General features: G+C 67.1%; 19 protein-coding genes and 2 tRNA genes. 5 read left to right on the top strand and 16 right to left on the bottom strand.

Annotation, left to right across the window (positions count from 1 at the left end; genetic code table 11):
* Window position 1: 1 nt before the first annotated feature.
* Window positions 2-535, bottom strand: a complete 534-nt coding sequence (locus FBZ90_RS21675; protein ID WP_145735072.1) for a nuclear transport factor 2 family protein — start codon at window positions 533-535, stop codon at window positions 2-4.
* Window positions 536-815: 280 nt separating this feature from the next.
* On the opposite strand from FBZ90_RS21675, the gene FBZ90_RS21670 reads away from it, so the two are divergent.
* Window positions 816-2,570, top strand: a complete 1,755-nt coding sequence (locus tag FBZ90_RS21670; RefSeq protein ID WP_186455975.1) for a DUF885 domain-containing protein — start codon at window positions 816-818, stop codon at window positions 2,568-2,570.
* A gap of 77 nt (window positions 2,571-2,647) precedes the next feature.
* Here the strand turns inward: FBZ90_RS21670 and FBZ90_RS21665 are convergent, their stop codons facing one another.
* The 5 genes from FBZ90_RS21665 to FBZ90_RS21645 all read right to left on the bottom strand — a co-directional run bounded on the left by FBZ90_RS21665 (window position 2,648) and on the right by FBZ90_RS21645 (window position 4,853).
* Window positions 2,648-3,070, bottom strand: coding sequence for a hypothetical protein (locus FBZ90_RS21665; protein ID WP_145735070.1), 423 nt, complete (start codon window positions 3,068-3,070; stop codon window positions 2,648-2,650).
* A gap of 317 nt (window positions 3,071-3,387) precedes the next feature.
* Window positions 3,388-4,110 carry a helix-turn-helix transcriptional regulator gene (locus FBZ90_RS21660; protein ID WP_186455974.1) on the bottom strand — a complete coding sequence of 241 codons (723 nt, stop codon included), beginning with the start codon at window positions 4,108-4,110 and terminating at the stop codon, window positions 3,388-3,390.
* Between the two features lie 125 nt (window positions 4,111-4,235).
* Window positions 4,236-4,312, bottom strand: a tRNA-Arg gene (locus tag FBZ90_RS21655).
* A 49-nt stretch (window positions 4,313-4,361) separates the two neighbouring features.
* Window positions 4,362-4,667: an ETC complex I subunit gene (locus tag FBZ90_RS21650; protein WP_145735068.1), complete on the bottom strand. Its 306-nt coding sequence runs from the start codon at window positions 4,665-4,667 to the stop codon at window positions 4,362-4,364.
* Window positions 4,668-4,776: 109 nt separating this feature from the next.
* Window positions 4,777-4,853 (bottom strand) — tRNA-Pro (locus tag FBZ90_RS21645).
* Window positions 4,854-5,402: 549 nt separating this feature from the next.
* On the opposite strand from FBZ90_RS21645, the gene FBZ90_RS21640 reads away from it, so the two are divergent.
* The gene (locus FBZ90_RS21640; protein ID WP_145735131.1) at window positions 5,403-7,268 is read left to right on the top strand and encodes a flagellin N-terminal helical domain-containing protein; all 1,866 of its coding nucleotides are present in this window, start codon (window positions 5,403-5,405) and stop codon (window positions 7,266-7,268) included.
* A 144-nt stretch (window positions 7,269-7,412) separates the two neighbouring features.
* On the opposite strand, the gene FBZ90_RS21635 is transcribed toward FBZ90_RS21640, so the two are convergent.
* Window positions 7,413-7,766 (bottom strand): hypothetical protein, encoded by a 354-nt coding sequence (locus FBZ90_RS21635; protein WP_145735067.1) that lies wholly within the window; start codon window positions 7,764-7,766, stop codon window positions 7,413-7,415.
* Window positions 7,767-8,097: 331 nt separating this feature from the next.
* On the opposite strand from FBZ90_RS21635, the gene FBZ90_RS21630 reads away from it, so the two are divergent.
* Window positions 8,098-11,094, top strand: coding sequence for an autotransporter outer membrane beta-barrel domain-containing protein (locus FBZ90_RS21630; protein ID WP_145735066.1), 2,997 nt, complete (start codon window positions 8,098-8,100; stop codon window positions 11,092-11,094).
* Window positions 11,095-11,167: 73 nt separating this feature from the next.
* Here FBZ90_RS21630 and FBZ90_RS21625 read toward each other — a convergent pair whose 3' ends face one another.
* From FBZ90_RS21625 to FBZ90_RS21610, 4 genes are all read right to left on the bottom strand, one after another.
* Complete coding sequence (locus FBZ90_RS21625) at window positions 11,168-14,212, bottom strand: response regulator (protein ID WP_145735065.1); 3,045 nt, start codon at window positions 14,210-14,212, stop codon at window positions 11,168-11,170.
* A gap of 136 nt (window positions 14,213-14,348) precedes the next feature.
* The gene (gene hisI, locus FBZ90_RS21620) at window positions 14,349-14,795 is read right to left on the bottom strand and encodes a phosphoribosyl-AMP cyclohydrolase (protein WP_145735064.1); all 447 of its coding nucleotides are present in this window, start codon (window positions 14,793-14,795) and stop codon (window positions 14,349-14,351) included.
* Entirely contained in the window at window positions 14,792-15,973 is a 1,182-nt protein-coding gene (gene metC / locus FBZ90_RS21615; RefSeq protein ID WP_145735063.1) for a cystathionine beta-lyase, read from the bottom strand. The genes hisI and metC overlap by 4 nt, the downstream gene beginning before the upstream one ends.
* 101 nt (window positions 15,974-16,074) lie before the next feature.
* On the bottom strand, window positions 16,075-17,403 hold the full coding sequence (locus FBZ90_RS21610; RefSeq protein ID WP_145735062.1) for an amidohydrolase: 1,329 nt from the start codon (window positions 17,401-17,403) through the stop codon (window positions 16,075-16,077).
* Between the two features lie 374 nt (window positions 17,404-17,777).
* Between FBZ90_RS21610 and FBZ90_RS21605 the strand changes: the two genes are divergently transcribed.
* Entirely contained in the window at window positions 17,778-18,089 is a 312-nt protein-coding gene (locus FBZ90_RS21605) for a hypothetical protein (RefSeq protein ID WP_145735061.1), read from the top strand.
* A gap of 328 nt (window positions 18,090-18,417) precedes the next feature.
* Window positions 18,418-18,795: a hypothetical protein gene (locus FBZ90_RS21600; protein ID WP_145735060.1), complete on the top strand. Its 378-nt coding sequence runs from the start codon at window positions 18,418-18,420 to the stop codon at window positions 18,793-18,795.
* Window positions 18,796-18,801: 6 nt separating this feature from the next.
* Here FBZ90_RS21600 and FBZ90_RS21595 read toward each other — a convergent pair whose 3' ends face one another.
* From FBZ90_RS21595 to FBZ90_RS21575, 5 genes are all read right to left on the bottom strand, one after another.
* Window positions 18,802-19,947: an FUSC family protein gene (locus tag FBZ90_RS21595; RefSeq protein ID WP_145735059.1), complete on the bottom strand. Its 1,146-nt coding sequence runs from the start codon at window positions 19,945-19,947 to the stop codon at window positions 18,802-18,804.
* Complete coding sequence (locus FBZ90_RS21590) at window positions 19,944-20,666, bottom strand: GNAT family N-acetyltransferase (protein WP_246130654.1); 723 nt, start codon at window positions 20,664-20,666, stop codon at window positions 19,944-19,946. The genes FBZ90_RS21595 and FBZ90_RS21590 overlap by 4 nt, the downstream gene beginning before the upstream one ends.
* Before the next feature lie 105 nt (window positions 20,667-20,771).
* Entirely contained in the window at window positions 20,772-21,395 is a 624-nt protein-coding gene (locus FBZ90_RS21585; RefSeq protein ID WP_145735058.1) for a GNAT family N-acetyltransferase, read from the bottom strand.
* Between the two features lie 8 nt (window positions 21,396-21,403).
* Complete coding sequence (sseA, locus tag FBZ90_RS21580) at window positions 21,404-22,270, bottom strand: 3-mercaptopyruvate sulfurtransferase (RefSeq protein WP_145735057.1); 867 nt, start codon at window positions 22,268-22,270, stop codon at window positions 21,404-21,406.
* Between the two features lie 14 nt (window positions 22,271-22,284).
* On the bottom strand, window positions 22,285-23,283 hold the full coding sequence (locus FBZ90_RS21575; protein ID WP_145735056.1) for a cysteine synthase A: 999 nt from the start codon (window positions 23,281-23,283) through the stop codon (window positions 22,285-22,287).
* Between the last annotated feature and the right edge of the window lie 177 nt (window positions 23,284-23,460).

Genomic DNA, 23,460 nt, shown 5'->3' with positions numbered 1-23,460 from the left:
CTCAGAACATGCCGTCGGGGCTGCTGGCCGGCACCGGCTGGCTGACGGACCAATGCTCCACCACCCGATCATCCGCCACGCGGAAGATCTCGACCACCGCCTCACCCCGGTCGCCGGGTGCTGGGATGCGATGGACATGCAGCACCACCAGGTCGCCTTGGGCTATGCTGCGCACCACCTCCGCCTTCGAGTCCGGGTGGCGCTGGAAAATCTCGGCGTAGGCGTCCTGCAGGGCGCGGCGGCCATCGGCCAGGCCGGGCGTATGTTGTTTGCAGTCCTGCGCCACGTACCGGTCCGCCGCGGACAGGTCATGCTTGTTGAAGAAGGCGTCATAGAAGTCCAGGACCGTGTGGCGGTTGGCCTCTCCCTCGGCCATGGTGCCCGGTATGCGGCTGCTGGTGGCGCCGGCCCATTGGTTGGCTGCTGGCTGGTTGGCTGCGGCTTGGGTGTGGGGGGACTGAACGGCCTCGGCCGATGCCAGGCCGGAACCGGCTAGCGCGGCGCCCAGGACCAGGGCGCGGATGATCAGACGCATCTCTTCCTCATGGGCTGAGCATCACGGGAAAGGCGGGCACCAGGGCGACCTCGCCCCACCCGCGCCCATCCCGCGTCGCCTTTACCTGCACCGGCATTGTGGCGACTCTGGGGTGGCGGCGGGGAAGGGTTAAGGCCCCGAACCATTATACGGCGAAGGGACCTGCTTCCGTGTCCCCGGCGTGGGGGCATCGGCGGGGATAAAATATTTGACATGCGGTATCCGGAAACTGACGCTGGCGGCAAATGGGGATGACAGGGGCAAACATATGGGCGCGACCATGAACCGGGCCGTTTGGGCGTTGGCCTTCAGCTTGTCGGTCGCCCATCCGCTGGGCGCGTCCCCACAGGCGAAGCCAGTCGCCGCCACCGCCAGCGGTGTCGCGTCCGTCATCGCCGATTATGAGGCGCTGGCCCGCCAGACGGACGGCACCGACGGTCCCGGTTGGCCGGACGTCAGCAAGGGCGCCGCCGACCGCCGCGCCCAAGGCTATGCCGCGCTCAAGGCCCGCCTGGACAAGCTGCCGCCCTCTGCCGCCGATGGTGAGGAGGCGCTGACCCGCCGCCTGCTGGATTGGCGCCTCGGCGTGCTGGTGGAGGGGGCCAAGTTCGATGAGGACCGCATCCCCTTCGACAATGGCGACGGCTTCTTCAACACGGCCAACTACGCCGCGGCCACCACCGTCATCCGGACGGAGGCGGACGCCCAGGCTTGGATCGCGCGCCTCCGGGCCTTGCCCGCCTACTATGACCAGCAGATCGCCAACATGCGGCGGGGGCTCGAGACGGGCTTCGTCCAGCCGCGCCCCACCGCCGCCTCGGTGCTGAACATCCTGAAGATCGCGGCGGACCAGCCGGCGGAGGCCAGCCCCCTGCTGGGGCCGCTGAAGGCGCTGCCCGCCACCATTCCGGCCAACCGCCAGGCCGCGCTGCGCGCCGCCGCCCTGACGGCGGTGACCCAGGCGGTGAAGCCGGCGCAGGCGAAGCTGGTGGCTTTCTTCGAGCAGGATTACCTGCCCCACGCCCGCGACACGCTGGGCGCCAGCAGCCTGCCGGGCGGGCGCGACTACTACGCCTATGCTGTGCGCCGCTCCACCACCACCGACCTGACGCCTGATGCGGTGTTCGCGCTGGGGGAGCGGGAGGTGGCACGCCTCCGGGGGGAGATGGAGGCGGCGATGCGGGCCACCGGCTTCACCGGCACGTTGCCTGAGTTCATCGCCAAGCTGCGCACGGACAAGCAATTCTATGCTCCCGACCTCGCCACCTATGTGGAAAAGGCCAGCGAGATCGGCAAGCGCGTCGATGGCTTGCTGCCGCTGTGGTTCGGCACGCTGCCCCGCCTGACCTGGACCATCCGGCAAAAGCCGCCGGAGCAGGAAGGGTCGTCCAGCGGCTATGATCTGGGTGACCCGGTCAAGGGTGTGCCGGGCCGGGTGGTGGTGGGCTCCCGCTCCTTCGAGGACCCGCTGTTCGGCCTGCCCGCCTGGATTCTGCACGAGGGCGTGCCGGGCCACCATCTGCAGATCGCCCTGGGGCAGGAGCGCACCGACCTGCCCGCCTTCCGCCGCAAGGATGAGCCCACCGCCTTCATCGAGGGCTGGGCGCTGTATGCCGAGCAACTGGGCGAGGACATGGGCGTCTACCGCACGGCCTATGAACGCTTCGGCCGCCTGTCCTTCGACATGTGGCGGGCCTGCCGCCTGATGATGGACGTGGGCATCCACTGGAAGGGATGGAGCGCCGACCAGGCGGCGAGCTGTCTGCGCGACAACACGGCCCTGCCGGAACGCGCCGTGCTGGGCGAGACGCAACGCTACATCGCCTGGCCGGCCCAGGCGCTGGCCTACAAGGTGGGGGAGCTGAAGTTCCTGGAGGAACGGCGGCGGGCGGAACAGGCGCTGGGATCGCGCTTCGACATCCGCGCCTTCCACGACGCCCTGCTGGACGACGGCCCCATGCCCATGGACATCCTGCACGACCAGATGGGGCGCTGGCTGGCCCGCCAGGGGGCGCGGCAGAGCGCCCGGCCCTGAGTGGTGCCGGGTTGGCTATCGCGTGACGGAATAAAAGTGGAGAGTCGTGATGGCGACTCACTGAAGGCCGGAAGCATCTATGGCTTCACGAGCCGCAGGCGGGGTGGCGAAGGTTCGGTCGAGGCGTCGCCGAGGGTGTTGAAGAAGCCTCTGATGGCCTCGATGTAACGGTTGTCGGCGAAGGCGATGACTGGGCCCTCGAAACAGGGTAGGGCGACCATGAGGCTGGTCACTTCAGTATCGGCCATGCGGATATAGTTACCGTCGCCGAGGGGGGCCGCTAGTTGAAGGGTGAGCCCCGTTTTCCCATGGCCTAGGCCGATGACCAGACAGTTCGCCACCAAATGGGCCATCAACCTCCCGTCTTGCTGGTAGCAGGTAATGTAGGCGACAGAAGCGCCGAAGCATATCGTGTTATTATCAAGACAATAATCCCGGATCACCCTGACGTTCTCCGCCGAGAATATTTGTTGATTTTTGAAAATATTCTCTGAAGACATTTTGTTTTCCCCAATTAGAGTAAATGGGATCTGCGTCTTGGCAGGTAGGGAGACTAATATATTATTGCCGGGTTATAGTATCCCGGCCCAGCATATGGCCCGCGCCTGCCATTATTAACTGTTGTTTTATTCGGTAGATTCTAGCGCGAAAATGCGTGATGGCCAATATCCCGATTTTTAGGGAGGCGAGTCCTCACGTCGGATGCAGGGCAATGCCGGTGGTTGGCGAGCATGGGCGCGGGACGCAGCCGGCTTCCGGTGAGGCTGTCCGCAGGCAGATTTGCGCCCAAGGGGGATGCACCTTTGGAGATTTGGCCCTAAATTCGGATAAGGCCGTGCGCGATGGCGATGGAGGCGGCTTGTGCCTTATTCCGGGCGCCCAACTTCTTTCGGGCGCTGTCGATATGCTGGTGGACGGTATGGGACGAGATGTTCAGGCGACCCGCAATTTGCAGGGCGGATTCGCCGACAGCGGTCCAGGTCAAGATTTCAGCCTCACGAGGGGATAGCGACAGGGAGGCCCTTGGTTTGCCGACGTCCAACTTGATGATCTGTTCCTGGGCGTATGTGGCGATCACCTGCAACTCGTGCCGATGATTGGCGAAAAGGCGGGTGAATCCCTCACCTGTGAGGGAACTGCTGACGGCAAGCACGCTTTTGCCGGGGCCGGGGCCGTGGACCGGCACAATGGCTCCGGATCTCAATCCAGCCTCCGCGCCTTCCTCAAGGACGATGCGCTGCCGTTCCGTCAGATGCAGGTGGGTGGCAGGCCCACCCCAGGCACTGGGAACCACCGACTGCATCGCCCGGATCATGGCGATGTCGTCGCGGGTATAGCGCTGCTGAATATAATGATCGACCCAGGCTTGGGGATAGTTCCCACACACCAACTGGCCGGTCCAACCGTTGGGATGCACCAGGACGTCATAAACAAACCATTCGAATCCCATGCGCGCGGTTTCCGCGCCCAGCGCCTCGGCGACCTGCGGGATGGTTTTTGCCGCTGCCAGCTTGTCGAGGGATCGGTCGAGTTGGTTCATGGAGACGCCCGCCCACGACATTGGATGCCAGTGCGAGTATGGCCCGAGCGGACCTTTTCGTCCAATCCCCAACGTTCGAGGTGCCGGGCGCAGCCAGGATACAGAAGGAAGAAGCCCTTGGGGAATGGCGACCCCAGCTGGATTCGAACCAGCGACCTACCGCTTAGAAGGCGGTTGCTCTATCCAACTGAGCTATGGGGCCCCAGGGCGGTCCCGACCCCATGGCCGGGACGCCCGATATCGACAGGGTATCAGAAACGGCCGACGCGGGGACGGTCGGCGCGGAAGTTGTCGGCGTAATTCTTCGGCCGGACGATGCGGTCGTTGTGGGTGATGACCTCGTAGGTCCAGCCCTTGCGCGTGGCATAGGCGATGGCCTCGTCCGCGCTTTCGAACGTCAGCTTCACCTGGTTCAGGGTGTCGCCCGAGCTGGTCCAGCCCATCAGCGGTTCCGGCCGGCGGGGGGTGGCCAGTTCATATTCCAGGATCCACGAGTGGGTCTTGGCGCGGCCGGACTGCATGGCCGTCTTGGCCGGCTGATAGATACGAACCTGCATCTCTGGAACGTCCCCGGTTGAACACAACGCTTGGTGCCCGCCGTCCGGCTTGAACGGCCGCCGGGCGGCTTGGGAGCCGGACGTCGCCCGCCGGCGCCGGTCCGGGCGATGGTCGGGGCGCCCGGATTCGAACCGGGGGCCTACGGTTCCCAAAACCGTCGCGCTACCAGACTGCGCTACGCCCCGAAACCATCGCGAGCTAGGGTTTACGCGGTTCCCGGGCCCATGGTCAATCAGGAAAGCGGCCCGCCCGCCGGCAAGGCTGGTACGCCCCGCGCCCCGGTTCTGCCTGGGGACGTTGCACCAGGAAATCCCGACCGCCCCTGATCGGCCGGCCCGGCAAATTTGACCGGGCACAGGGAAAATATGGCCGGCCCATTTATTTGCGAACGTGTGGGGGATTTCCCCCGGGACGCCGAAAATCCCTTTATTCACAGATACGTAAACATCTCGCCCGGCTGTTGGCACGGTTTCTGCGGTTCGTGAGCCGAACCTAACCGTCCATCAGAGGAGGTTGATGGCGTCCATAACAGCGTAGTGCCCCCGGACTTTCCCGGACGGACCAATTCCCGCCGCGTCGGCGGGGAGGGGCCGCCGCCCGGAGACGGGGACTTAGGCCCCCCCGGCAGCGGGCGGGTGGTGCTTTCGGTGTCATGGGACCAGCAGCTTGCTCTCGCCAGAAGGATCAGACCGGCCCAAACGGCCGCCCTCCGGCAGCTCAAAAGGAGATGAATGATGTCCTCTCAAGTCGCGCTTTCTTCGGCAATGCGTTCGAACCTGCTGTTGCTGCAGAACACCAACAGCTCGATCGATAAGCTCCAGGCTCAACTGTCCACGGGCAACAAGATCAACAGCGCGCTGGATGGCCCCACGGCCTTCTTCGCCGCGCAGGGTCTGAACCAGCGTGCCAGCGACCTGTCCACCCTGAAGGATGCGATGGGCCAGGCCATCAGCACCATTAAGGCGGGCAACCAGGGCGTCACCTCCATCCAGAAGCTGATCGACCAGGCCAAGGGTCTGACGACCTCGGCCTACTCCAACCTGGGCAATGATCCGGGCGCCATCGCCACCCGCAAGTCGCTGGCCGACCAGTTCAACGCCATCAAGGACCAGATCGACAAGCTGGCGGCCGATAGCGGCTACGGCGGCAAGAACCTGCTGGCCGGCAGCGGCCAGACCTTCGACGCCACCTCCGTGTCGCGGGCGACCATCAACTCCATCACCGGCCTGTCAAACAGCCGCGTCACCAACGTGACCACGTCGGACACCTATTCCATCCGCGTGTCCGGCACGGGTGATATCTCGGGCAGTGCCGGCGACATCGCCTCGGCCGAAACCGCCCGCGGCCTGTTCGGCCTGAAGGTTTCCGGCAAGCTCAGCTCGACCGCCGGCAATTTCTCCGACGTGTCCATCGAGATGCGCGGCGCCGTCGGCCAGACCCGCACGGCCGTGATCACGGAAGGTGGCGAATCCCGGTCCATCACCTTCTTCGACAACACCCAGGCGGTTTCCAATTCCCTGACCACCGCTGGCGTGTCCGGCACCCCGCAGACGTCGACGATCACCATCACCGGTAACGTCGACAAGGGTGACACCTTCACCGCCACGGTCAACGGCACGTCCTTCACCTATACCGCGTCGGCTGGTGATGTCGCCGCGCCGGACGCCGCCACCCGTGAGAAGAACATCGCTGCTGGTTTGTACGGCAAGATCAATGCCGCCACGGTCGCCGGCGGTTCGCTGTCCACGTTCACGCTTTCGAATCCCGGCGGCACCACCAACAGCTTCACGCTGACGGCTCCCGGCAGCACGGGCACCGCCAACACCTTCACCCTGGGCACCTCGGCGTCCAACGCCCTGACGAAGGACATTTCCGTGTCCTTCTCGTCAGGCACGGTGGTGTCGTTCACGGTGGACCGCACCACCCTTGAGGCCCTGGGAACCACGGGCAATGGCACCTCGACCATTGAAAAGGACGTGGACGTCGCCGTGACCGCCACCGACCTGAATGGCGTGTCCATCACCCGGTCGGGCGCCAATGACCGTGGCAGCGGCAAACTGGCGGATGGCGAGAACGCCATGTCCTTCACCACGGGCACGGTGCGCATCAACGTCGACCCGACCAAGATCATGCAGGCGGCATCGACCAGCGCCTTCGCCAACATGACGACGACGCAGCAGACGCCGGCGAACACGCAGAACGACCTGTCGGTGCAGTTCAACGAGACCAACACCAACTCGCTGACGGTGAAGTCCACGAACGTCACCACCGACGGTCAGGGCCTGCGCCTCGACTATGCCCAGAACAACTTCCTGGACCGGTCGGACATCGACGCCGCGGTGGCCCAGCTGACCTATGCCACCAACCAGCTGCGGTCGGCCGGCCAGACGCTCAGCACCAACCTGAACGTCATCCAGACCCGCTCCGACTTCACCGACGCCTTCAACAACGTCCTCTCGGATGGTGCCGACAGCCTGGTCCAGGTCGACCAGAACCAGGCCGGCGCGCAGTTGCTGACCCTGCAGACCCGTCAGCAGTTGGGTGTCACCACCCTGTCGCTCGCCAACCAGAGCCAGCAGGCCATCCTGAAGCTGTTCTAATCGGTGACGGGGGGATGGGGCGCAGTCCCCATCTCCATGGTCCCCCATTCCGACGGCCCCCATTTCGGCTGGTGGGCACAACGAAGAAGGGCGGTCCCTCGCGGGGCCGCCCTTCTTCATTTCATCAAGCGCTGGAAACCGGGGTCATTCCGTTCCCAAAACGACCAGGCGGGCGGGTTTGCGGAAATTCATGGTGATCATCAGGGTGGCCCGACCCTTGATGACGTACAGTGCCTTGTCGGACACGACGGGCAGGGGAACGTTGCGCGACATGCAATAGCCCACCAGGGCCGCCTGCAGCTCCTGCTCGGGGATGGCGACGTCGTTGGCCACCCCTTCCTGGGTAACGGACACGCGGGCCGTGACGCCGCGGTTGATGGTGTATTCCAGGGCGCTGACCTCGCCTTCGGGAAAGGCCTCGTTCAGCTTGCGCCGCCGTTCGGTGATGGCGCTCACCACTTCGCGGTCGGTAAAGACGATGCAGCGGAGTTCCTTCATGCGCTCGCGTTCCGACAGGCCAGGGACGCGGAACCTTACGCCAGCTTCCGGCGCCGCCGCCAGTTGCAAATGGGATATGGCATCGCCTTCCAAGGCTCCTCCCGCCCCGCGTGCCGGGCTGCGGCAAATACGCCGATGCTTGCGAATGTGGGAATTTTTTTCGCCGACCCGCGCCGGGATTCGATGTCCACCGCGTGTAACTCGCGCCCCCGGGACAGTGACCCAGGTCCCGCGCCACCACCGCAACCCCAGCCGACCCGTCACCGGTCGTGTCCCATAAGGCCGGCCCCGAACTTCTTAATTCGTCTGAACAGGCAGGATTTCTCAGCAAATGAAGCGTCTTCTCGCGCCGGTGGCCGCCGCGCCCCTGTGCCTCGCCGCCCTGACCGACCTCCACGCGGCGACGACGATCTCCGACACCCGGTCCAGCGGGGTTGCGACGTCCACAACCGGTGACCTTACCATCACCGGCACGGTCAGCCCCTCCAGCGGGACGGCGGTGACGCTCGACAGCAGCAACACCGTCAGCAGCTCGGGCACGATTTCCATCACCGGCAGCGACGACACGACGGGCATCCTGGTGAAGGGGGGCAACACCGGCAGCGTCAGCCTGAGCGGCACCCTGACCCTGACCGACAGCAGCGTCAGCTCCACCATCCCGCTGACGTCGGCCGAGCGGCGCAACGGCATCTGGGTCTCCGGGACAGGGGTGTTCACGGGCGACATCAACACCTCGGCCACCATCACGGTGCGGGGCAACGACAGTGCCGGCATCCGGGTCGCGACCGAGATGGACGGCAGCCTGACCATGAGCGGCACGGTGTCGGTCACCGGCAACAACTCCTACGGCATCCAGACTACGGCGATCACCGCCGGCACCATCCTGATTTCCGGTACCGTCAGCGCGCTTGGCACTGGTTCGGTTGGCGTTGCGCTGGACGGCGTGACGGAAGGGACGGTCCAGGTCTCGGGTTCCGTCAGTTCCACCGGCTACCTGTCGACCACGCGCCCCACCACTACCGCCGGTTTCGCGGCGCTGACCGCCAACGACGAACTTCAGGGCGGCGCTGCCTTCCGCATTTCCGCGACCACGACCGGTGGCCTCAACCTGTTGTCGACGGGGTCCATCACCTCCTACGGCTCGGCTCCCGCGCTGCTGATCGGCAATACCAGCTACACAGTCGAGTTGGGCGCCGTGCCGGGCAGCACCTATGGCCTGGTACTGGCGGGCGCCGTCGTGGCCAGCGGCGTCTATGACGGCTTCAGCACCACCGGCGTGCAGATCGGCGGCCTGGGCGGCTCGGTCGTGATCGATGGCGGTATCGACCTGGCCGGCAGCCTGACCACCTTGTCCTACAAGGCGGACTCCACCGGCATCCAGGTCGGTTCGGGTGCCAGCGCGCCCAACATCACCGTGTCCGGTTCCATCAGCACCACCGTCTCATCGCAGTCCTCGCAGGCGACCGCCATCTCCATTGCCAGCGGCGCCTCCATCAGCACCTTGACCATCAGCGGCACCGTCGCGGCCTACGCCACGGGCTTCGCCGGCGCCACCACCCCGGTCGCCAGCAACGCGGTCGCGATTTCCGACGCGTCCGGCACCGTCACGCAGATCACCAACACCGGCACCATCCTGGCGAAGGTGTCCGAATCCACGGACAACACCGGCATCACCGGCACGGCCACGGCCCTGGATCTGCGGGCCAACACCAGCGGCGTCACCATCAACAGCAGCGGCACCATCACCGGCGACATTCTGCTGGGTTCGGGCGACGCCACCGTCAACCTGACCGGCGGCACCGTGACCGGCGCGCTGTCCTACGGCAGCGGCACTAACACGCTGACCATCGATGGCGGTGCCACTTACTCTGGTGCGCTGACCAGCGATGGCACCCTGGCCGCCACGGTGACCAACGGTAAGCTGCGTGACACCAGCACCAGCACCATCAACATGCGTTCGCTGACCGTGGGCTCCAGCGGCGAGATCGACTTCACCGCTGACCCGGCCAACAACACCAACACGCTGTTCAACGTTTCCGGCGCCGCGTCGCTGGCCTCGGGTACCAAGATCGGCCTGATCTTCAAGAGCAAGGTCACCGACAGCAACAGCTTCACGGTCATCAAGGCTAGCAGCCTGAGTGTGGGAACCACCGACCAGTCGCTGCTGGGCGACGTGTCCTACTGGTACAAGGCCAGCATCGCCGCCGATACGACGGCCGGCACGGTGACGGTGAACGTGGCGCGCCGCAGCGCGGCCGAGGCGGGCATCACCGTCGGCGCCAGCGCCTTCAACGCCATCTACGGCGCCTTCGACAAGGACACGCAGATGGGCGAGGCGTTCTTCAACGCCACCAGCGCCAGCACCTTCGGCAGCCTCTATGAAAAGATGCTGCCGGATTATAACGGCGGTCCGTTCCAGTTGCTGAACCGCGGCATGATGGCGCTGGCCCGCACCCAGGCCGACCCCACCGTCGCCATGGTGGATGAGAAGCGCGGCGCCTGGGTCCAGGAACTGGGCTTCGCCGTGTCGCAGAACCGTGACCAGGGGCCGGGCTACAACGGCAATGGTGTGGCCCTGATGGGGGGCTACGAGAAGTCGGTCGAGAATGTCGGTATCGTCGGCCTGTCCAGCGCCTACATGATTACCGCGGTCAACGACCCCGACGCTTCCAGCGGCAACCAGGTGAAGGGCCAGGTTTTCACCGGCGGCGCCTACTGGCGCGACCGCTACGGCGGACTGATGGCCAACGCCAGCGTGAACGCCGGCTACATCCGCTTCTCCAGCACGCGCGTCTTCACCGGCACTGATGACGACAGCGCCTCGTTCGAGCGGGACGCCAGCGCGCACTGGACCGGTTACATGGGCGATGCCCATATCGGTCTGGGGTATGAGCAGTCGCTGGGCTTCATGTTCGTGCGTCCCACGACATCGCTGGACTATTTCGTCCTGTCCGATGGCGCCCACCAGGAAAGCGGTGGAACCGACGCCTTCAACCTGAAGATCGGCGAGCGCACGGGCCAGCAGGGCAACGCCGAGGCGGCGCTGACCTTCGGCACCCAGCTCGGTGGTGACTTCCAGTGGAAGCCGGCCCTGACCGTGGGCTGGAAGCAGGTGTTCGGCGATGGCGCGGGCGACACCACCGCCAGCTTCGCCGGTGGCTCCAGCTTCACCCTGGTGCCCCAGTCCATGGTCGGGGGCGGGCCCATCGCCCGGCTGACCGTCCAGGGCGGTAACCGCTACTCCGACATCGCCTTGGAACTGGGGGGCGAAAGCCGCCATGGCTACATCGGGTATGACGCCCGGTTCGTGAGCAAGTTCCGCTTCTGATTCCCCGTCCCACTGTCAGAAGGGCCGCCCCACTGCGGGCGGCCCTTTTCTGTATGTCGGGGCAGTCTGGATGTCAGGAAACGGGCGCTCCCAGGAAGCGTTGGCGCAAGGCGTCCCAGGAGCGATGGCCCAGGTCCGCCAGCGGTGGCAACCGGGCGGCGACATCTGCCCTCCCATGTGACCCCCCATGTGGCCCCCCATGTGGCCCAGCACCCGGCCCAGCGTCCGTGCCAGCCAGGCTGTCACCCAAACGCCGCGCTTCGCGGGCCAGTTGCACCAGGCCGCAGCTGTCGGCCATGGCCGCCAAGTCACGCGTGGCGTCGCGCAGCGCCGCCGGCGCGTCGGCCGCCGCCAGATCCAGGACGGCTTCCAGGCGGCTCCGGCCGCGGTTGATGATGCCATCGACTAGAACGCGGAACTCCTCCGGGGGCAATGTCCGCTCCAGCCGCGCCAGCACCCTGGGCTCCAGCAGCAGGGTGTCCTCTTCCAGCTCGGCGGGCGGCGGTGCCCGCTCCGCCAGCCAGCGCGCCACCATGTCCAGCAGGTGCTCGGCCTTGAACGGCTTGGAGACATAGTCGTCCATGCCGGCCGCCAGGTAATCCTCCCGCATGCCGGTCATGGCATTGGCGGTCATGGCGATGATGGGCATCAGCGGCGTGCGATGGTCGGCGGCGCGGATGCGGCGCGTCGCCTCGATGCCGTCCATGACGGGCATCTGCACGTCCATCAGCACCAGGTTGAACCGGGTCTGCAGGCAGGCGCGCACGGCCTGTTCCCCGTTCTCCGCAATCTGCACCTGGTAGCCCGCCTTTTCCAGCAGCACCGACGCGATGGTCTGGTTGGTGACATTGTCCTCCGCCACCAGGATGCGGCCCCGGCCGCCCTGGGGCGCGGGGGACGCCACCGGTGCGACGGGCGCCGGCTCCACCTGCAGGCCGCACGCCTGGGCCAGGCCTTCCAGCAATTGGGGCCGGCGTATGGGCTTGGGCACCACGGCGTCGAACAGTTTGTCACCAGCCGCCGCGGGCGTTTCCAGCGAACTGGCCAGCAGCAGGCGGACCCCGGCCAGCCGCGGCTCCTCCCTGATCCAGGTGGCCAGGCCGGGGCCATCCAGGTCCGGCATATGGTGGTCGATCAGAATGACATCGGGCAGTGTCGCCCGGCTTCCCTCCGCGCAGGCCCCGGTCAGGCTGCCGTCCTGCACCGCCAGGATCCACAGCAGGTGGTTGCGGGCTTGGATGCCGCCCGGCGCCTCGTCCACCGTCATGCCGCAGGTCATGAGGTGGTGGACCAAGATCAGGCGGTTGACGGGGGTGTCATCCACCACCAGCGCGTGGCGGCCGCGCAGGCGATCGCCCAGGGGCTGGACCGTGCGGCTGGGCGCCATCCCCCGCTCAAGCGGCACGTCGAACCAGAAGGTGGCACCAGCGCCGGGCGTGCTCTCCACGCCGATGCTGCCGCCCATCAGCTCCACCAACTGGCGGCTGATGGCCAGCCCTAGGCCGGTTCCGCCGAACCGGCGGGTGATGGAGCTGTCGGCCTGCTCGAACATCTGGAACAGCTTGCCGGCCTGGGCGGGATCGATGCCGATGCCGGTGTCCTGCACCTTGACGCGCAGCCGCCGCGACTGCTGCGGCAGGGCGGGGCCCTCGCCCAGCAGGGTTATGTCCACCGACACCGCGCCCTTGGCGGTGAATTTTATGGCGTTGCCCACCAGGTTCAGCAGTACCTGGCGCACCCGCGTGGGGTCGCCCCACCACATGCCGGACGCGTCGTCATGCACCAGGGCGCCGATCTCCAGCCCCTTGTCCCGCGCACGGGGGCCCAGGATGGCCAGCACGCCATCCACCAATTCATCCAGGTTGAACTGGATGCGCTCCAGCGTGACCTTGCCGGCCTCCAGCTTGGAGATGTCGAGGATATCGTTGATGACGCCCAGCAGGGCGTCGGCGTTGTCGCGGATGATCTCGGCGTAGCCGCGCTGTTGCGTCGTCAGCGGCGTGTCCAGCAGGATCTGCGCCATGCCGGTGATGCCGTTCATGGGCGTGCGGATCTCGTGGCTCATGTTGGCCAGGAAATCCGATTTGGCGGCGTTGGCCTGCTCCGCCACCTGGCGGGCTTCCTCCGCCGTCCGCCGGGCCCGGTCCAGGTCGCCTGTCAGGGTCAGCAACCGTTCCCGCTGGGCGTTCAACTGCCCGTTCATCACATGCACGCGCCGGTACAGGCTGACCATCTCCGCCAACAGCAGTACCAGAACGACACTAGACGCCACGGCGCCGTCGGCGCGCGCCAGGAACCAGCCCAGGGTGAAGCGCGCCAGCCCCAGCCCGTTCAACAGCGTGTCCATCGCCAGCGCGACGGTGGAGATCAACAGCCCCAGATGGCCCACCGTCCGCACCTTCGTCACCGAGGCCAGGACAGCCGGGGTGCAGAAGTTGATCAGCAGCATCACCAGGTAGACGGCCTTGACCGTCACGTCGTTGTTGTAGGTGTTGACAAGGGTGACGTGCGGCAGCCAGCGGTCGATGGACATGAGCACGGCGACCATGGTCAAGGCCGCCGTCACCGCGGCGCCAATACCCACGCCCAAGGTCAACCGTCGGCGGAACTCGACCGCGACCGGCGCCGGTTCCCGCCGTTGCCAATAGGCGAAGCCCAACACCGCCATGGGGAAGGCGGTATGCCACGCCATGTACAGCCACAGGGCCGATTGCGACAGCGTCCCATCCGGGTCCAGGGGCGCGAAGGCGCCCGGCAATGCCGCCACCTGCAACACGGCCATGAGGCCGGAATAGGCATAGCCACCGACCAGCCACAGCAGGGGGCGCTGCCCTGACAGCAGGAACTGGCTGGCGATCAAGAAGGCGGTCAGCAGGTCGGTGACCAGGATGATGACGGCATAGGCCGGCAGCAGGCCGGGGATGTTGCCCACCGGCGTTTTCGCCCCCATGGCCCCGACCAGGAACAGCCCCAGCAGCGCCAGGCCGACCAGGAAGGCCGCCGCATGTTGCGACGGCGTAGTGGGGGCCATGAACAGGGTGGTGGCCGGCGCCACGCCCCTGGAGCGAGGGGATGCCAGTCCCCGTCGGCCACCAGCCCCCTGAACAGCGCCAGTCATTCCCGTCTTCCCCCACGGGGAACCGTCGGTTCCACCCAAAAACCGGCCCGGTTTCCACTGCCAATCATTGGCGGCCAAACACAGGCCGTCAATCGGGGACAATACTTCAAACGGATAAGGATTGCTGATCTTTTAGCTAGGGTGCCTGATGGTCATGGGCATGCGGCGGATACAGGACGAGGGGATCAGTGACTACATCGGCGATTGTCGACAGGCCGTCCGGTGCCGCCGCCCGGTAGAAGCAGGAACGGCGGCCGGTATGGCAGGCCACGCCCACCTGATCCACCAGCAGCAGCAGGGTGTCGCCGTCGCAATCCACGCGCAGTTCGCGCAGATGCTGCACCTGGCCCGAGGTGTCGCCCTTGCGCCAGAAGGACTGGCGGGACCGCGACCAATAGCAGGCGCGCCCAGTGGTCAGGCTCTCAGCCACGGACTGGGCGTTCATCCAGGCCATCATCAGCACCTCGCCCGTGTCATGCTGCTGGGCGATGGCCGGCACCAGGCCATTGGCGTCGAAGCGGATGGCGGCCACCGTCGCCTCGACCACGGCCGGGGGCAGGGGATAGCTGATCGCTGTGGTCATGCGGCGGCTCCCGTCATGCGGTTCAGTCCACGCTCCAGGTCGCGGATCAGGTCGTCGGCGTCCTCCAGCCCCGCGTGCAGGCGGATCAGCGTGCCGGTGCCGGTCCACGGCGTGGCCGTGCGGATCTTGCGCGGGTCGGTCGGCAGGATCAGGGACTCGAACCCGCCCCAGCTGAAGCCGATGCCGAAGTGGGACATGCCGTCCACCAGGGCGGCTACGGCGGCGCGCGGCTGCTTTTTCAGTTCCACCGTGAACAGCCCGCTGGACCCGGTGAAGTCGCGGCGCCAGATGTCATGGCCGGGGCAGTCGGGGAAGGCGGGATGCAGAACGCGCTGCACCTCCTCCCGGCCTTTCAGCCAGCGGGCGATGGCCAGCGCGGTTTCCTGATGGCGGGCCATGCGGGCGGCCAGGGTGCGCATGCCGCGCATGGCCAGGTACAGGTCGTCGCCGCCCACGTTCTGGCCCAGTTGCAAGGCGGTGTTCTTCACCCGCTGCCACGCCTCGCGCGTGCCGACGATGACGCCCACCGTGGCATCGGCATGGCCCACGAAATACTTGGTGGCGGCATGGATGACGACGTCGGCGCCCAGGTCCAGCGGCTTGCTGCAGATGCCGGCCGACCACGTGCTGTCCACCAGGACGGCCACGCCCTTGTCATGGGCGGCGCGGGATATGGCGGGGATATCCTGGACCTCGAAGGTCAGGGACCCGGGGGATTCCAGCAGGATGGCCGTGGTCTCGGGACGCAGCTTGTGCGCGATGTCGGCGCCGATCAGCGGGTCGACATATTCCACGACCACGCCCAGGCGGGTCAGCACCGTGTCGCAAAAGTCCCGGGATGGGCCATAGACGGTGTCGGCCACCAGCAGATGGGCGCCGGCCTTGGCATAGGCCAGCAGGGCGGTGGTGACGGCGGCCAGGCCGGAACTGGCCACCACCGCGCGGTGCCCGCCCTCCAGCGCCGCCACCGCGTCCTCGAACGCCAGGCTGCTGGGGGTGGAGCGGCGGCCATAGCGCGGGGCGCGATGCTCGGGATCGTGGCCCTCCAGCTCATCCAGGCAGGAGAACAGGATGGTGGACGCGCGATAGGGCGGCACGTTGACCACGCCGTAATTGTCCAGCGGGTTGCGGCCGGCGTGGACCAGCAAGGTGGCGGGGTTTTTCGTGTCGTCAGACATGAGGCGCCAAGTCATAAACGGAAAGGGGCGGCCATCTTGGCACCACCCCCGGCTCCAGGGGAAGCGGCCCCGCCGCCGCGCCCCATCATGCCTCCGTTGCGTTACAGCCCGTACAGGTAATCCACCGTCAGATGGGCCAGCGTGCGCGCGCCGACGATCAGGCCGGACTCGTCCACGAAGAACTTGGGCGAGTGGTTGGAGGCGGCCTTGGACAGGTCCGCGTCCGGCGGGGTGATGCCCACGAACAGGTATACGCCCGGCACCTGCTGTTCGTAGAAGGAGAAGTCCTCCGACGGGGTGACCTTGTCGATCAGCTTCACATGGTCCTTGCCCGCCACGCGCTGCAGGGTGGGGACGATCTTGGCCGTCAGCTCCGGGTTGTTGATGGTGACGGGATAGCCCTTGATGATGTCCACGTCGGCGGTGGCGCCGGCGGACTCGGCGATGCCGGCCACGGTGCGGCGCAGGCGCTTGTCGATGTCGGCGCGCATGCCCTCGTCGAAGGTGCGGATGGTGCCGTTCAGGGTGACCGTGTCGGGAATGATGTTGTTGCGGTTGCCGCCGTGGATGCTGCCGACGCTCAGGATCGACGGCTCCTTGATCACTTCCATCTGCCGGCTTTCGATGGTCTGCAGGCCCAGCACGATCTGCGATGCCGTGACGATGGGGTCGACGCCGGTCCAGGGCAGGGCGCCATGGCTCTGTCGGCCATGCACGGTGATGACGAACTCATCCGCCGCCGCCATGAACGGGCCGGGGCGGTAGCCCACGTCGCCGGCATGCAGGGTGGAGATGACGTGCACGCCGAAGACGGCGTCCGGCTTGGGGTTCTCGAACGCCCCTTCCTTCAGCATCTGTTCCGCGCCGCCAACCTCGCCCTTGGCCAGGCCCTCCTCCGCCGGCTGGAAAATGAACTTCACCGTGCCGGGCAACTGGTCCTTCATTCCAGCCAGCACCTCGGCCACGCCCATCAGCATGGCGACGTGGGTGTCGTGGCCGCAGGCGTGCATCACGCCCACCTCATGCCCCTCATACTGCGTCTTCACCTTGGAGGCGAAGGGAAGGTCCACCTGCTCCGTCACCGGCAGGGCGTCCATGTCCGCGCGCAGCGCCACCACCGGGCCGGGTTTGCCGCCCTTCAGCACGGCGACCACGCCGGTCTTGGCCACGCCGGTGCGCACCTCCAGGCCCAGGCTTTTCAGGTGCTTGGCCACCAGGGCCGCCGTGCGCGTCTCCTGGTTGCCCAGTTCGGGGTGCTCATGGATGTCGCGACGCCAGGCGATGATCTTGGGCTGTTCCACCGCCGCGCGGGTGTCCACCGTGGCCTGCGCCTGTTCCCGGTCGCCGGCCCAGGCCGCCGTTCCCGAGGCCAGCAGCGCCCCAACGCCCGCACCCAAGGCCAACGTCCAGCCAAAATGCCGCTTGCCCATCTGTCACCGCCCCTTGTTGTTTGCCGCCATCGCCTTGGACTGGCTTGGCCTTCTGGGGAAAGGGTACCCATCCACCCCGTCCCGGCCAGCCTGTCGCATCCGCATGGTGGCGCATGGCAGGTATGCGCGATGGGGCGGGTTATCCCTTTCGATCTCCGGAGAGGGTGTCCCGCTGATCTGGCCTCCCCCATTTGCGCGGACCGCCCTATGGCCTTGGTGTCATGTCTTTACCCTCCGAGCTGTTGAATGGGGCGGGGGCAGAAGAGTATTTTTAACAGAAAGTTCATTATTTCAAATAATGGTGGCGCCATGTCCATGAAGGGGCGGAGTGACGCCCGGATAGTGGGGTCACTGTTTCTTGGAGGATAAGACTAATGACTTTTGCAACCCGCGCCCAGATTTACGCTTTTTTCACCATGGTCGCCCTTGCCGGGGCTGGGAGTGCCGTGGCGGCGGGTGCCGGCGGCGCTTCGTCCAGCCCCTGTGGGGTGGCCCCCGTCCTGTCCCTGAAGCACCTCGATGCGCCACCGACCGCCATCGACGGCGACGCTTTCGTTGCCCAGGTCAATCGCTACGCCGCCAAGGCCAAGGCCCGTGGCGCCTGTTTGGCCCAGGTCGCCGCCAATGGTGATGCCTCCGCCCGCACCAGCGGGCCGACCATGGCGCCCGCCCCCTCCGGCGACTGAGCCCAAGACCCATCCAACAGGTGCTGAATCAAGGCGGCCGGGAAACTGGCCGCCTTTGGCGTGCTTTGCGCATGGCAAGGCTGCGAAAACCGCATGTCAGTGTATCAGAAGCATAATTCTCTTTTGCGGCAATACGTTCCGGGCTAGGTCCACATCGCTGATAGCGTTATCACCTTCAGGTGCGATGGTTGACGGGCCAACCTGGCGGCAGTAGCTTTGCCGCAACGCACAATAAATATGTGCGTATGCGAAATTGCTGTTTCGCCAATCAATCCGCGGGGGAGGGCGCGACCGTCAAGGGCACCACCTTTCGCCATCGGAGATGATTATGGCTTCTGTTTCCCGCGTTTTCGCCGCCCTTGTCCTGGGTGGTCTGGTCACCGCCGCGGCGCCCGCCATGGCGCAGTCGCTGGGTGTCGAGCGCGCCTGCGGCAAGCCCCCCGTCGCCCCGGTCAACCACCTGTCCGCCACGGCCACCCCGGCCGATGTCAGCGCCGCCACCGCCGAGGTCCGCGCCTATGGCAAGGCCGCCCAGGCCCGCCTGGCTTGCCTGGACAATCTCAGCGCCAGCAGTGTCATCGCCTGGACGCCCGATGGCCGCGCCGCCATCGCCAGCAGCTATGACCGCACCATCCGCGACCTGAAGGTCGTGGCCCGCGACTTCGCCACCCTGCCGGCGGAGCAGGTGGCCGACACCGCCCACTGAGGGGACCTACCCATCTTGCGCGGCCGGCGGTTCCGCGGGTTGGGGAACCGCCGTCGCCCCCGGTTTGCGCCCATGCCGGGGCGGCGGGCTCATTTCCGCCGCGCGTGCGTGCAGGTCCGTCAGATCCTGGGTCAGTTGCTCCAGCGCGAAGGACAGGGTGTAAATCTGTCCCGTGACGCCTCGGGGCAATTCCCGCAGCACGCCCTCGGCCCGCAGTGCCTGTACCGTATCCAGGTAAGCGCGCGCCGCCGCCTGCACTGGTTCGATATCGGGTGCCTGGCCTTGCGTGCGCAGGGTGGTGGCGGCATGGCGCAGGAACAGCACGCCCTGGCGCCGCACGTCCGCCAGGGGACCTTCCAGCCGCCGGGCCGCCGCCCCATCGGACGCGGCGCGGTCGGCGGTGGCGCGGCCGACCATCACCAGGTCATGACGCACCCGGGTCAGGGTGCGGACCAGGGGGGCAGGGTCGCGTTGGTCGCCCAGCCAGGTGCGGCGTTCGCGCTGTGCCTCCTCCACCGCCGTGTCCAAGGGGCGCAGGGCCGCCCATAGCTGCGCGTGACGCTTGGACAGGCCCTGGCGAACCTCCTCCGGCAGCGCCGGGTCCAGCAGCGCGTCCAGCATGTCGGCGCACAGGTCGGTGACCCGCGCGGCGGTGGTCAGCACCGTCCCGTAGGCCCGCGAGGGCAGCACGAACAGGGCCACGGCCAGGCCGACAATATTGCCGATCACGATTTCGGACACCCGGTCCATCGCCAGCGCCAGGGACGATTGGGTGCTGCTGGCGGATGTCAGCAGCACGATGGTCGCGGTGACGGGGGCCAGCTTGAACACTGGGTGGCGTGCCGCCAGCCAGGCCAGCGGCGCCAGCGCCACGGCCAGCGTCAGGCACAGGTGAAGCGGGGAATCCCGCAGGCCGACCGAGGCGACCAGGGCGCCCCAGGCCGCCCCCGCCAGGGTGCCGGCGAAGCGGTCCAGCGCCGCCTTCAGCGACCCGCCGATGCTGGTCTGCATGACCATGATGGCGGTGATCACCGCCCAATAGCTCTGGGGCAGATTCACCAGGCGCGCCATGGCCAATGCCGCCACACCGGCGACCGTGACCCGGAACGCCAGCCGCAGTTCCGGCGCGCGCAGAACCGCCATCATCGTCATGGGCGATAGGCCAAGGGGCGAAAGGCGATCGGGCGCCGGGGCGGCGCGTCGGTGGCGGTCGGCTGCATCTCCGGCGGGGACGGGGTGGGGAGCGGTGGTTCGGCCAGCGGAATGTGCGGCCCGGCGGTCGGCGGCATGACGCCGGTCCACCGGGGGTCGTCGGAGAATTTACGTTCCTGGCGCAGGCGGCGGAAGCCGGTGCGCAGGTATAGCGGCAAGGCCGCCGGATGATCGAAGCTGCAGGTGTTGATGGTCAGGCGGCGAACGCGGGGCCGCTGCCAGACATGGTGAACCGCCCAGTCCAGCAGCCAGGAACCCAGCCCCCGGCCGATGGCCCAGGGCATCAGACCAAGATAGTCGATGGCCACCGTGCCGTCGGCCGGCAACAGACGCCAGTCCAACTCCACAAAGCCGGCGGGCATGCCGTCGACATGGATCACGTGCACCTCCACCTGCGGGTCGGCCAGCATGCGGGACAACTCATCCTGGTCCATGCTGCGCCGCAATGACCACAGCCATCGTTCGCCGATCGTATCGTACAGGAAACGATAATAGGCCAAGGTGCAGTTCCGGGCCAAGACCGGACCCTGCGCGATGCCGGGGGCGGGGCGGGGCGGTGTCTGCGGCGGCTTGGCCATTTCCATGAAGGTGATCAGGACCGGCAGTTTGCCGGGCGGCGTCCTGCCCACCTGCCCGACGCCCATCTCCCCGACGCCCATTTTCGCTCAGCCCCGTATCGGTTTCCGATGCGGGGTGTAACGACAGGATTTCCATCAACCCTGCGCCGCCGGCCTGCGGCATATGGTGGCAGGACAGGCGCGCCGTCAGGGCTGCCGGGCCAGGGGAATCTGGGGGGCGGCGGAGAGGGGCAGCAGGCCGGTCAGGCGAGGGTCATCCACCAGCTTGTCCTCCGTGCGCAGAGGGTGGAAGCCGACGCGCTGGTACAGGCCCAGCGCCGATGGATGGTCGAAGGTGCAGGTGTTGACCGTCAGCCGCCTTGCCCCGGGCCTGGCCCAGGCGCGGCGCACGCCCCAGTCCAGCAGCCAGGGGCCAATGCCCCGGCCGATGGCCCAGGGCATCAGGCCGAAATAGGCCACGTCCATGGTGCCGTCCGCCGCCAGCTTGTCCGCATCCAGCTCGATATATCCGGCGGGCACGCCCTGGATGGACACGACGTGCACCTCCACCGCCGGGTCGGCCAGGATTTCGGCCAGGCGCTCCGGCGCCATGCGGCGGCGATACTCCCACAGCCAGGGTTCCCCCACCGTGTCGTAGAGGAAGCGGTAATAGGCCGGCGGGCAATTGACGGCGTGGACCGGCCCGTCGACACCAGCGGGCCGTATGGCCTGCGGGCCGACGGGTGGCTCCGCCATTTCCAGATAGGTGATGGTGACGGGCAGCTTGCCCGCCGGTACGTTGCCCAATGGCACGCCGGCTTCGAGTTCCATGCGTGGCCTCAGGCGGGGCCGGTGGCGACGGGCAGATCGGCGCGACCGCCCCATTCCGTCCAGGACCCGTCGTAGATGGCGACGTCCGGCTGCCCGATCTCATAAAGCGCCAGCGCCAGGATGGCGGCGGTCAGGCCGCTGCCGCAGCTGGTGACCAGCGGGCGGTTGACGTCCACGCCCGCGTCCTGGAAGCGGGCGGCCAGCTCATCCGCCGGCTTCAGGCGGCCGCCGGCGATCAGCTCGTTGAAGGGGACGTTGCGGCTGCCCGGGATGTGGCCACCGCGCAGGCCGGCGCGCGGCTCCGGCGCGGTCGCCTCGAATCGGCCTTGCGAGCGGGCGTCCACCACCTGCTCCACCTTGCGGTCGATGTTGGCCAGCACGGCATCTGCGTTGCGGACCAGGGCGGGGTCCAGGTGCGCGGCGATGGGTTCCCCCGCCGGTTTCGGCGTGGCGGGTCCGGCCTCCACCGGCCGTCCCTCGGCCAGCCATTTGGGCAGGCCGCCGTCCAGGACGTAGACCTTGTCATGGCCGAACACGCGGAAGGTCCACCACACCCGGGCGGCGCTGAACAGGTCATAGACGTCGTAGACGATGACGGTGCTGTCGCGGCCGATGCCCAGTTCCGTCACCGCCTGGGCGAATGCTTCCGCCGTGGGCAGCATGTGGGGCAGGGGGATGGTCTTGTCGGCGATGCCGTCGATATCGAAGAACACGGCGCCGGGAATGTGCTGGGCCGCGAACTCGGCCTTGGCCTCACGCGGGACGGCGGGCATGTGATAGCTGGCGTCGACGACGCGGATGTCCGTGTCATTCAGGTGCTGGGCCAGCCAGTCGGTGGTGACGAGCGCGCTCGGTGACGTGGAACTGGGGGTCACGGGGTCAGGCCTCCTTACAGCCAACCGGGAACGGGCAGGTTCCGTTCCTTGAGGAATTCGGGGTTGAACAGCTTGGACTGATAGCGGGTGCCGAAGTCGCACAGGATGGTCACCACCGTATGGCCGGGACCCAGGTCGCGGGCCACGCGGATGGCGGCGGCGACGTTGATCCCGCTGGACCCGCCTAGCACCAGGCCCTGGGTCTTCACCAGGTCGAAGATCAGGGGCAGGGCCTCCTCGTCAGGGATCTGCACCGCATCGTCGATGGGCGCGTCCGCCAGGTTCGCGGTGACGCGGGCCTGGCCGATGCCCTCGGTGATGGAGGTGCCGGTGGACACCAGCTCCCCGGTCTTCTTCCAGTTATAGAGGGCGCTACCCATGGGGTCGGCCATGACGATGCGGACGTTGGGGTTGCGCTCCTTCAGCGCCAGTGCCACGCCGGCCAGGGTGCCGCCCGTGCCCACGGCGCAGGTGAAGGCGTCGACCTTGCCGTCCGTCTGCTCCCAAATCTCGACGCCGGTGGTGGCGCGATGGCCCTCGCGGTTGGCCAGGTTGTCGAACTGGTTGGCCCAGATGGCGCCGTTGGGTTCCGTCGCCGCCAGTTCTTCCGCGATGCGGCGGCTGACATGGACGTAGTTGCCCGGGTCCTTGTACGGCACGGCCGGCACCAGGCGCAGGTCGGCGCCGATCAGGCGCAGCATGTCCTTCTTTTCCTGGCTCTGCGTCTCGGGCATGACGATGACGGTCTTGAAGCCCCAGGCGTTGCCCACCAGCGCCAGGCCGATGCCGGTGTTGCCGGCCGTCCCTTCCACGATGGTGCCGCCCGGCTTCAGCGCGCCGCGCGTGATGGCGTCCTGGATGATGGCCAGGGCCGCCCGATCCTTGACCGAGCCGCCGGGGTTCAGGAACTCCGCCTTGCCCAGGATGTCACAGCCCGTCGCCTTGGAGGCCGCTTCCAGCCGGATCAGGGGGGTGTGGCCGATCGTTCCGATGAAACCGTCACGTATGTCCAAGGCTGTCTTCCATATCACCAGGGGTCGGGGCGCCGCCCCAGCGGGCCGCGAGACCCGCGAGGGCCCCAGCGGGCCACGATGGCCCGCGAGGGAAAGATCAGAGACTAATGAGCCCGCGCCCACCCTTCAAGCGCGGCCCCCGCATATTGGCGTTGAATGGGACGGAAATCACACAGC

This window comes from Nitrospirillum pindoramense (assembly GCF_007827955.1).
In the GTDB taxonomy this organism is placed as follows: Bacteria; Pseudomonadota; Alphaproteobacteria; order Azospirillales; family Azospirillaceae; genus Nitrospirillum; species Nitrospirillum amazonense_B.
This window is presented reverse-complemented; position numbering and strand designations above follow the sequence as displayed.

Bases quoted from the DNA above. Each gene is read 5' to 3' on its own strand.
- FBZ90_RS21675 (WP_145735072.1), bottom strand. From the start codon at position 535: ATGCGTCTGATCATCCGCGCCCTGGTCCTGGGCGCCGCGCTAGCCGGT.
- FBZ90_RS21630 (WP_145735066.1), top strand. From the start codon at position 8,098: ATGAAGCGTCTTCTCGCGCCGGTGGCCGCCGCGCCCCTGTGCCTCGCC.
- FBZ90_RS21590 (WP_246130654.1), bottom strand. From the start codon at position 20,666: ATGGGCGTCGGGGAGATGGGCGTCGGGCAGGTGGGCAGGACGCCGCCC.
- FBZ90_RS21610 (WP_145735062.1), bottom strand. From the start codon at position 17,403: ATGGGCAAGCGGCATTTTGGCTGGACGTTGGCCTTGGGTGCGGGCGTT.
- FBZ90_RS21650 (WP_145735068.1), bottom strand. From the start codon at position 4,667: ATGCAGGTTCGTATCTATCAGCCGGCCAAGACGGCCATGCAGTCCGGC.
- FBZ90_RS21660 (WP_186455974.1), bottom strand. From the start codon at position 4,110: ATGAACCAACTCGACCGATCCCTCGACAAGCTGGCAGCGGCAAAAACC.
- FBZ90_RS21635 (WP_145735067.1), bottom strand. From the start codon at position 7,766: ATGAAGGAACTCCGCTGCATCGTCTTTACCGACCGCGAAGTGGTGAGC.
- FBZ90_RS21600 (WP_145735060.1), top strand. From the start codon at position 18,418: ATGGCTTCTGTTTCCCGCGTTTTCGCCGCCCTTGTCCTGGGTGGTCTG.
- FBZ90_RS21665 (WP_145735070.1), bottom strand. From the start codon at position 3,070: ATGTCTTCAGAGAATATTTTCAAAAATCAACAAATATTCTCGGCGGAG.
- FBZ90_RS21595 (WP_145735059.1), bottom strand. From the start codon at position 19,947: ATGACGATGATGGCGGTTCTGCGCGCGCCGGAACTGCGGCTGGCGTTC.
- FBZ90_RS21625 (WP_145735065.1), bottom strand. From the start codon at position 14,212: ATGACTGGCGCTGTTCAGGGGGCTGGTGGCCGACGGGGACTGGCATCC.
- hisI (WP_145735064.1), bottom strand. From the start codon at position 14,795: ATGACCACAGCGATCAGCTATCCCCTGCCCCCGGCCGTGGTCGAGGCG.
- FBZ90_RS21605 (WP_145735061.1), top strand. From the start codon at position 17,778: ATGACTTTTGCAACCCGCGCCCAGATTTACGCTTTTTTCACCATGGTC.
- FBZ90_RS21585 (WP_145735058.1), bottom strand. From the start codon at position 21,395: ATGGAACTCGAAGCCGGCGTGCCATTGGGCAACGTACCGGCGGGCAAG.
- FBZ90_RS21670 (WP_186455975.1), top strand. From the start codon at position 816: ATGAACCGGGCCGTTTGGGCGTTGGCCTTCAGCTTGTCGGTCGCCCAT.
- metC (WP_145735063.1), bottom strand. From the start codon at position 15,973: ATGTCTGACGACACGAAAAACCCCGCCACCTTGCTGGTCCACGCCGGC.
- FBZ90_RS21640 (WP_145735131.1), top strand. From the start codon at position 5,403: ATGTCCTCTCAAGTCGCGCTTTCTTCGGCAATGCGTTCGAACCTGCTG.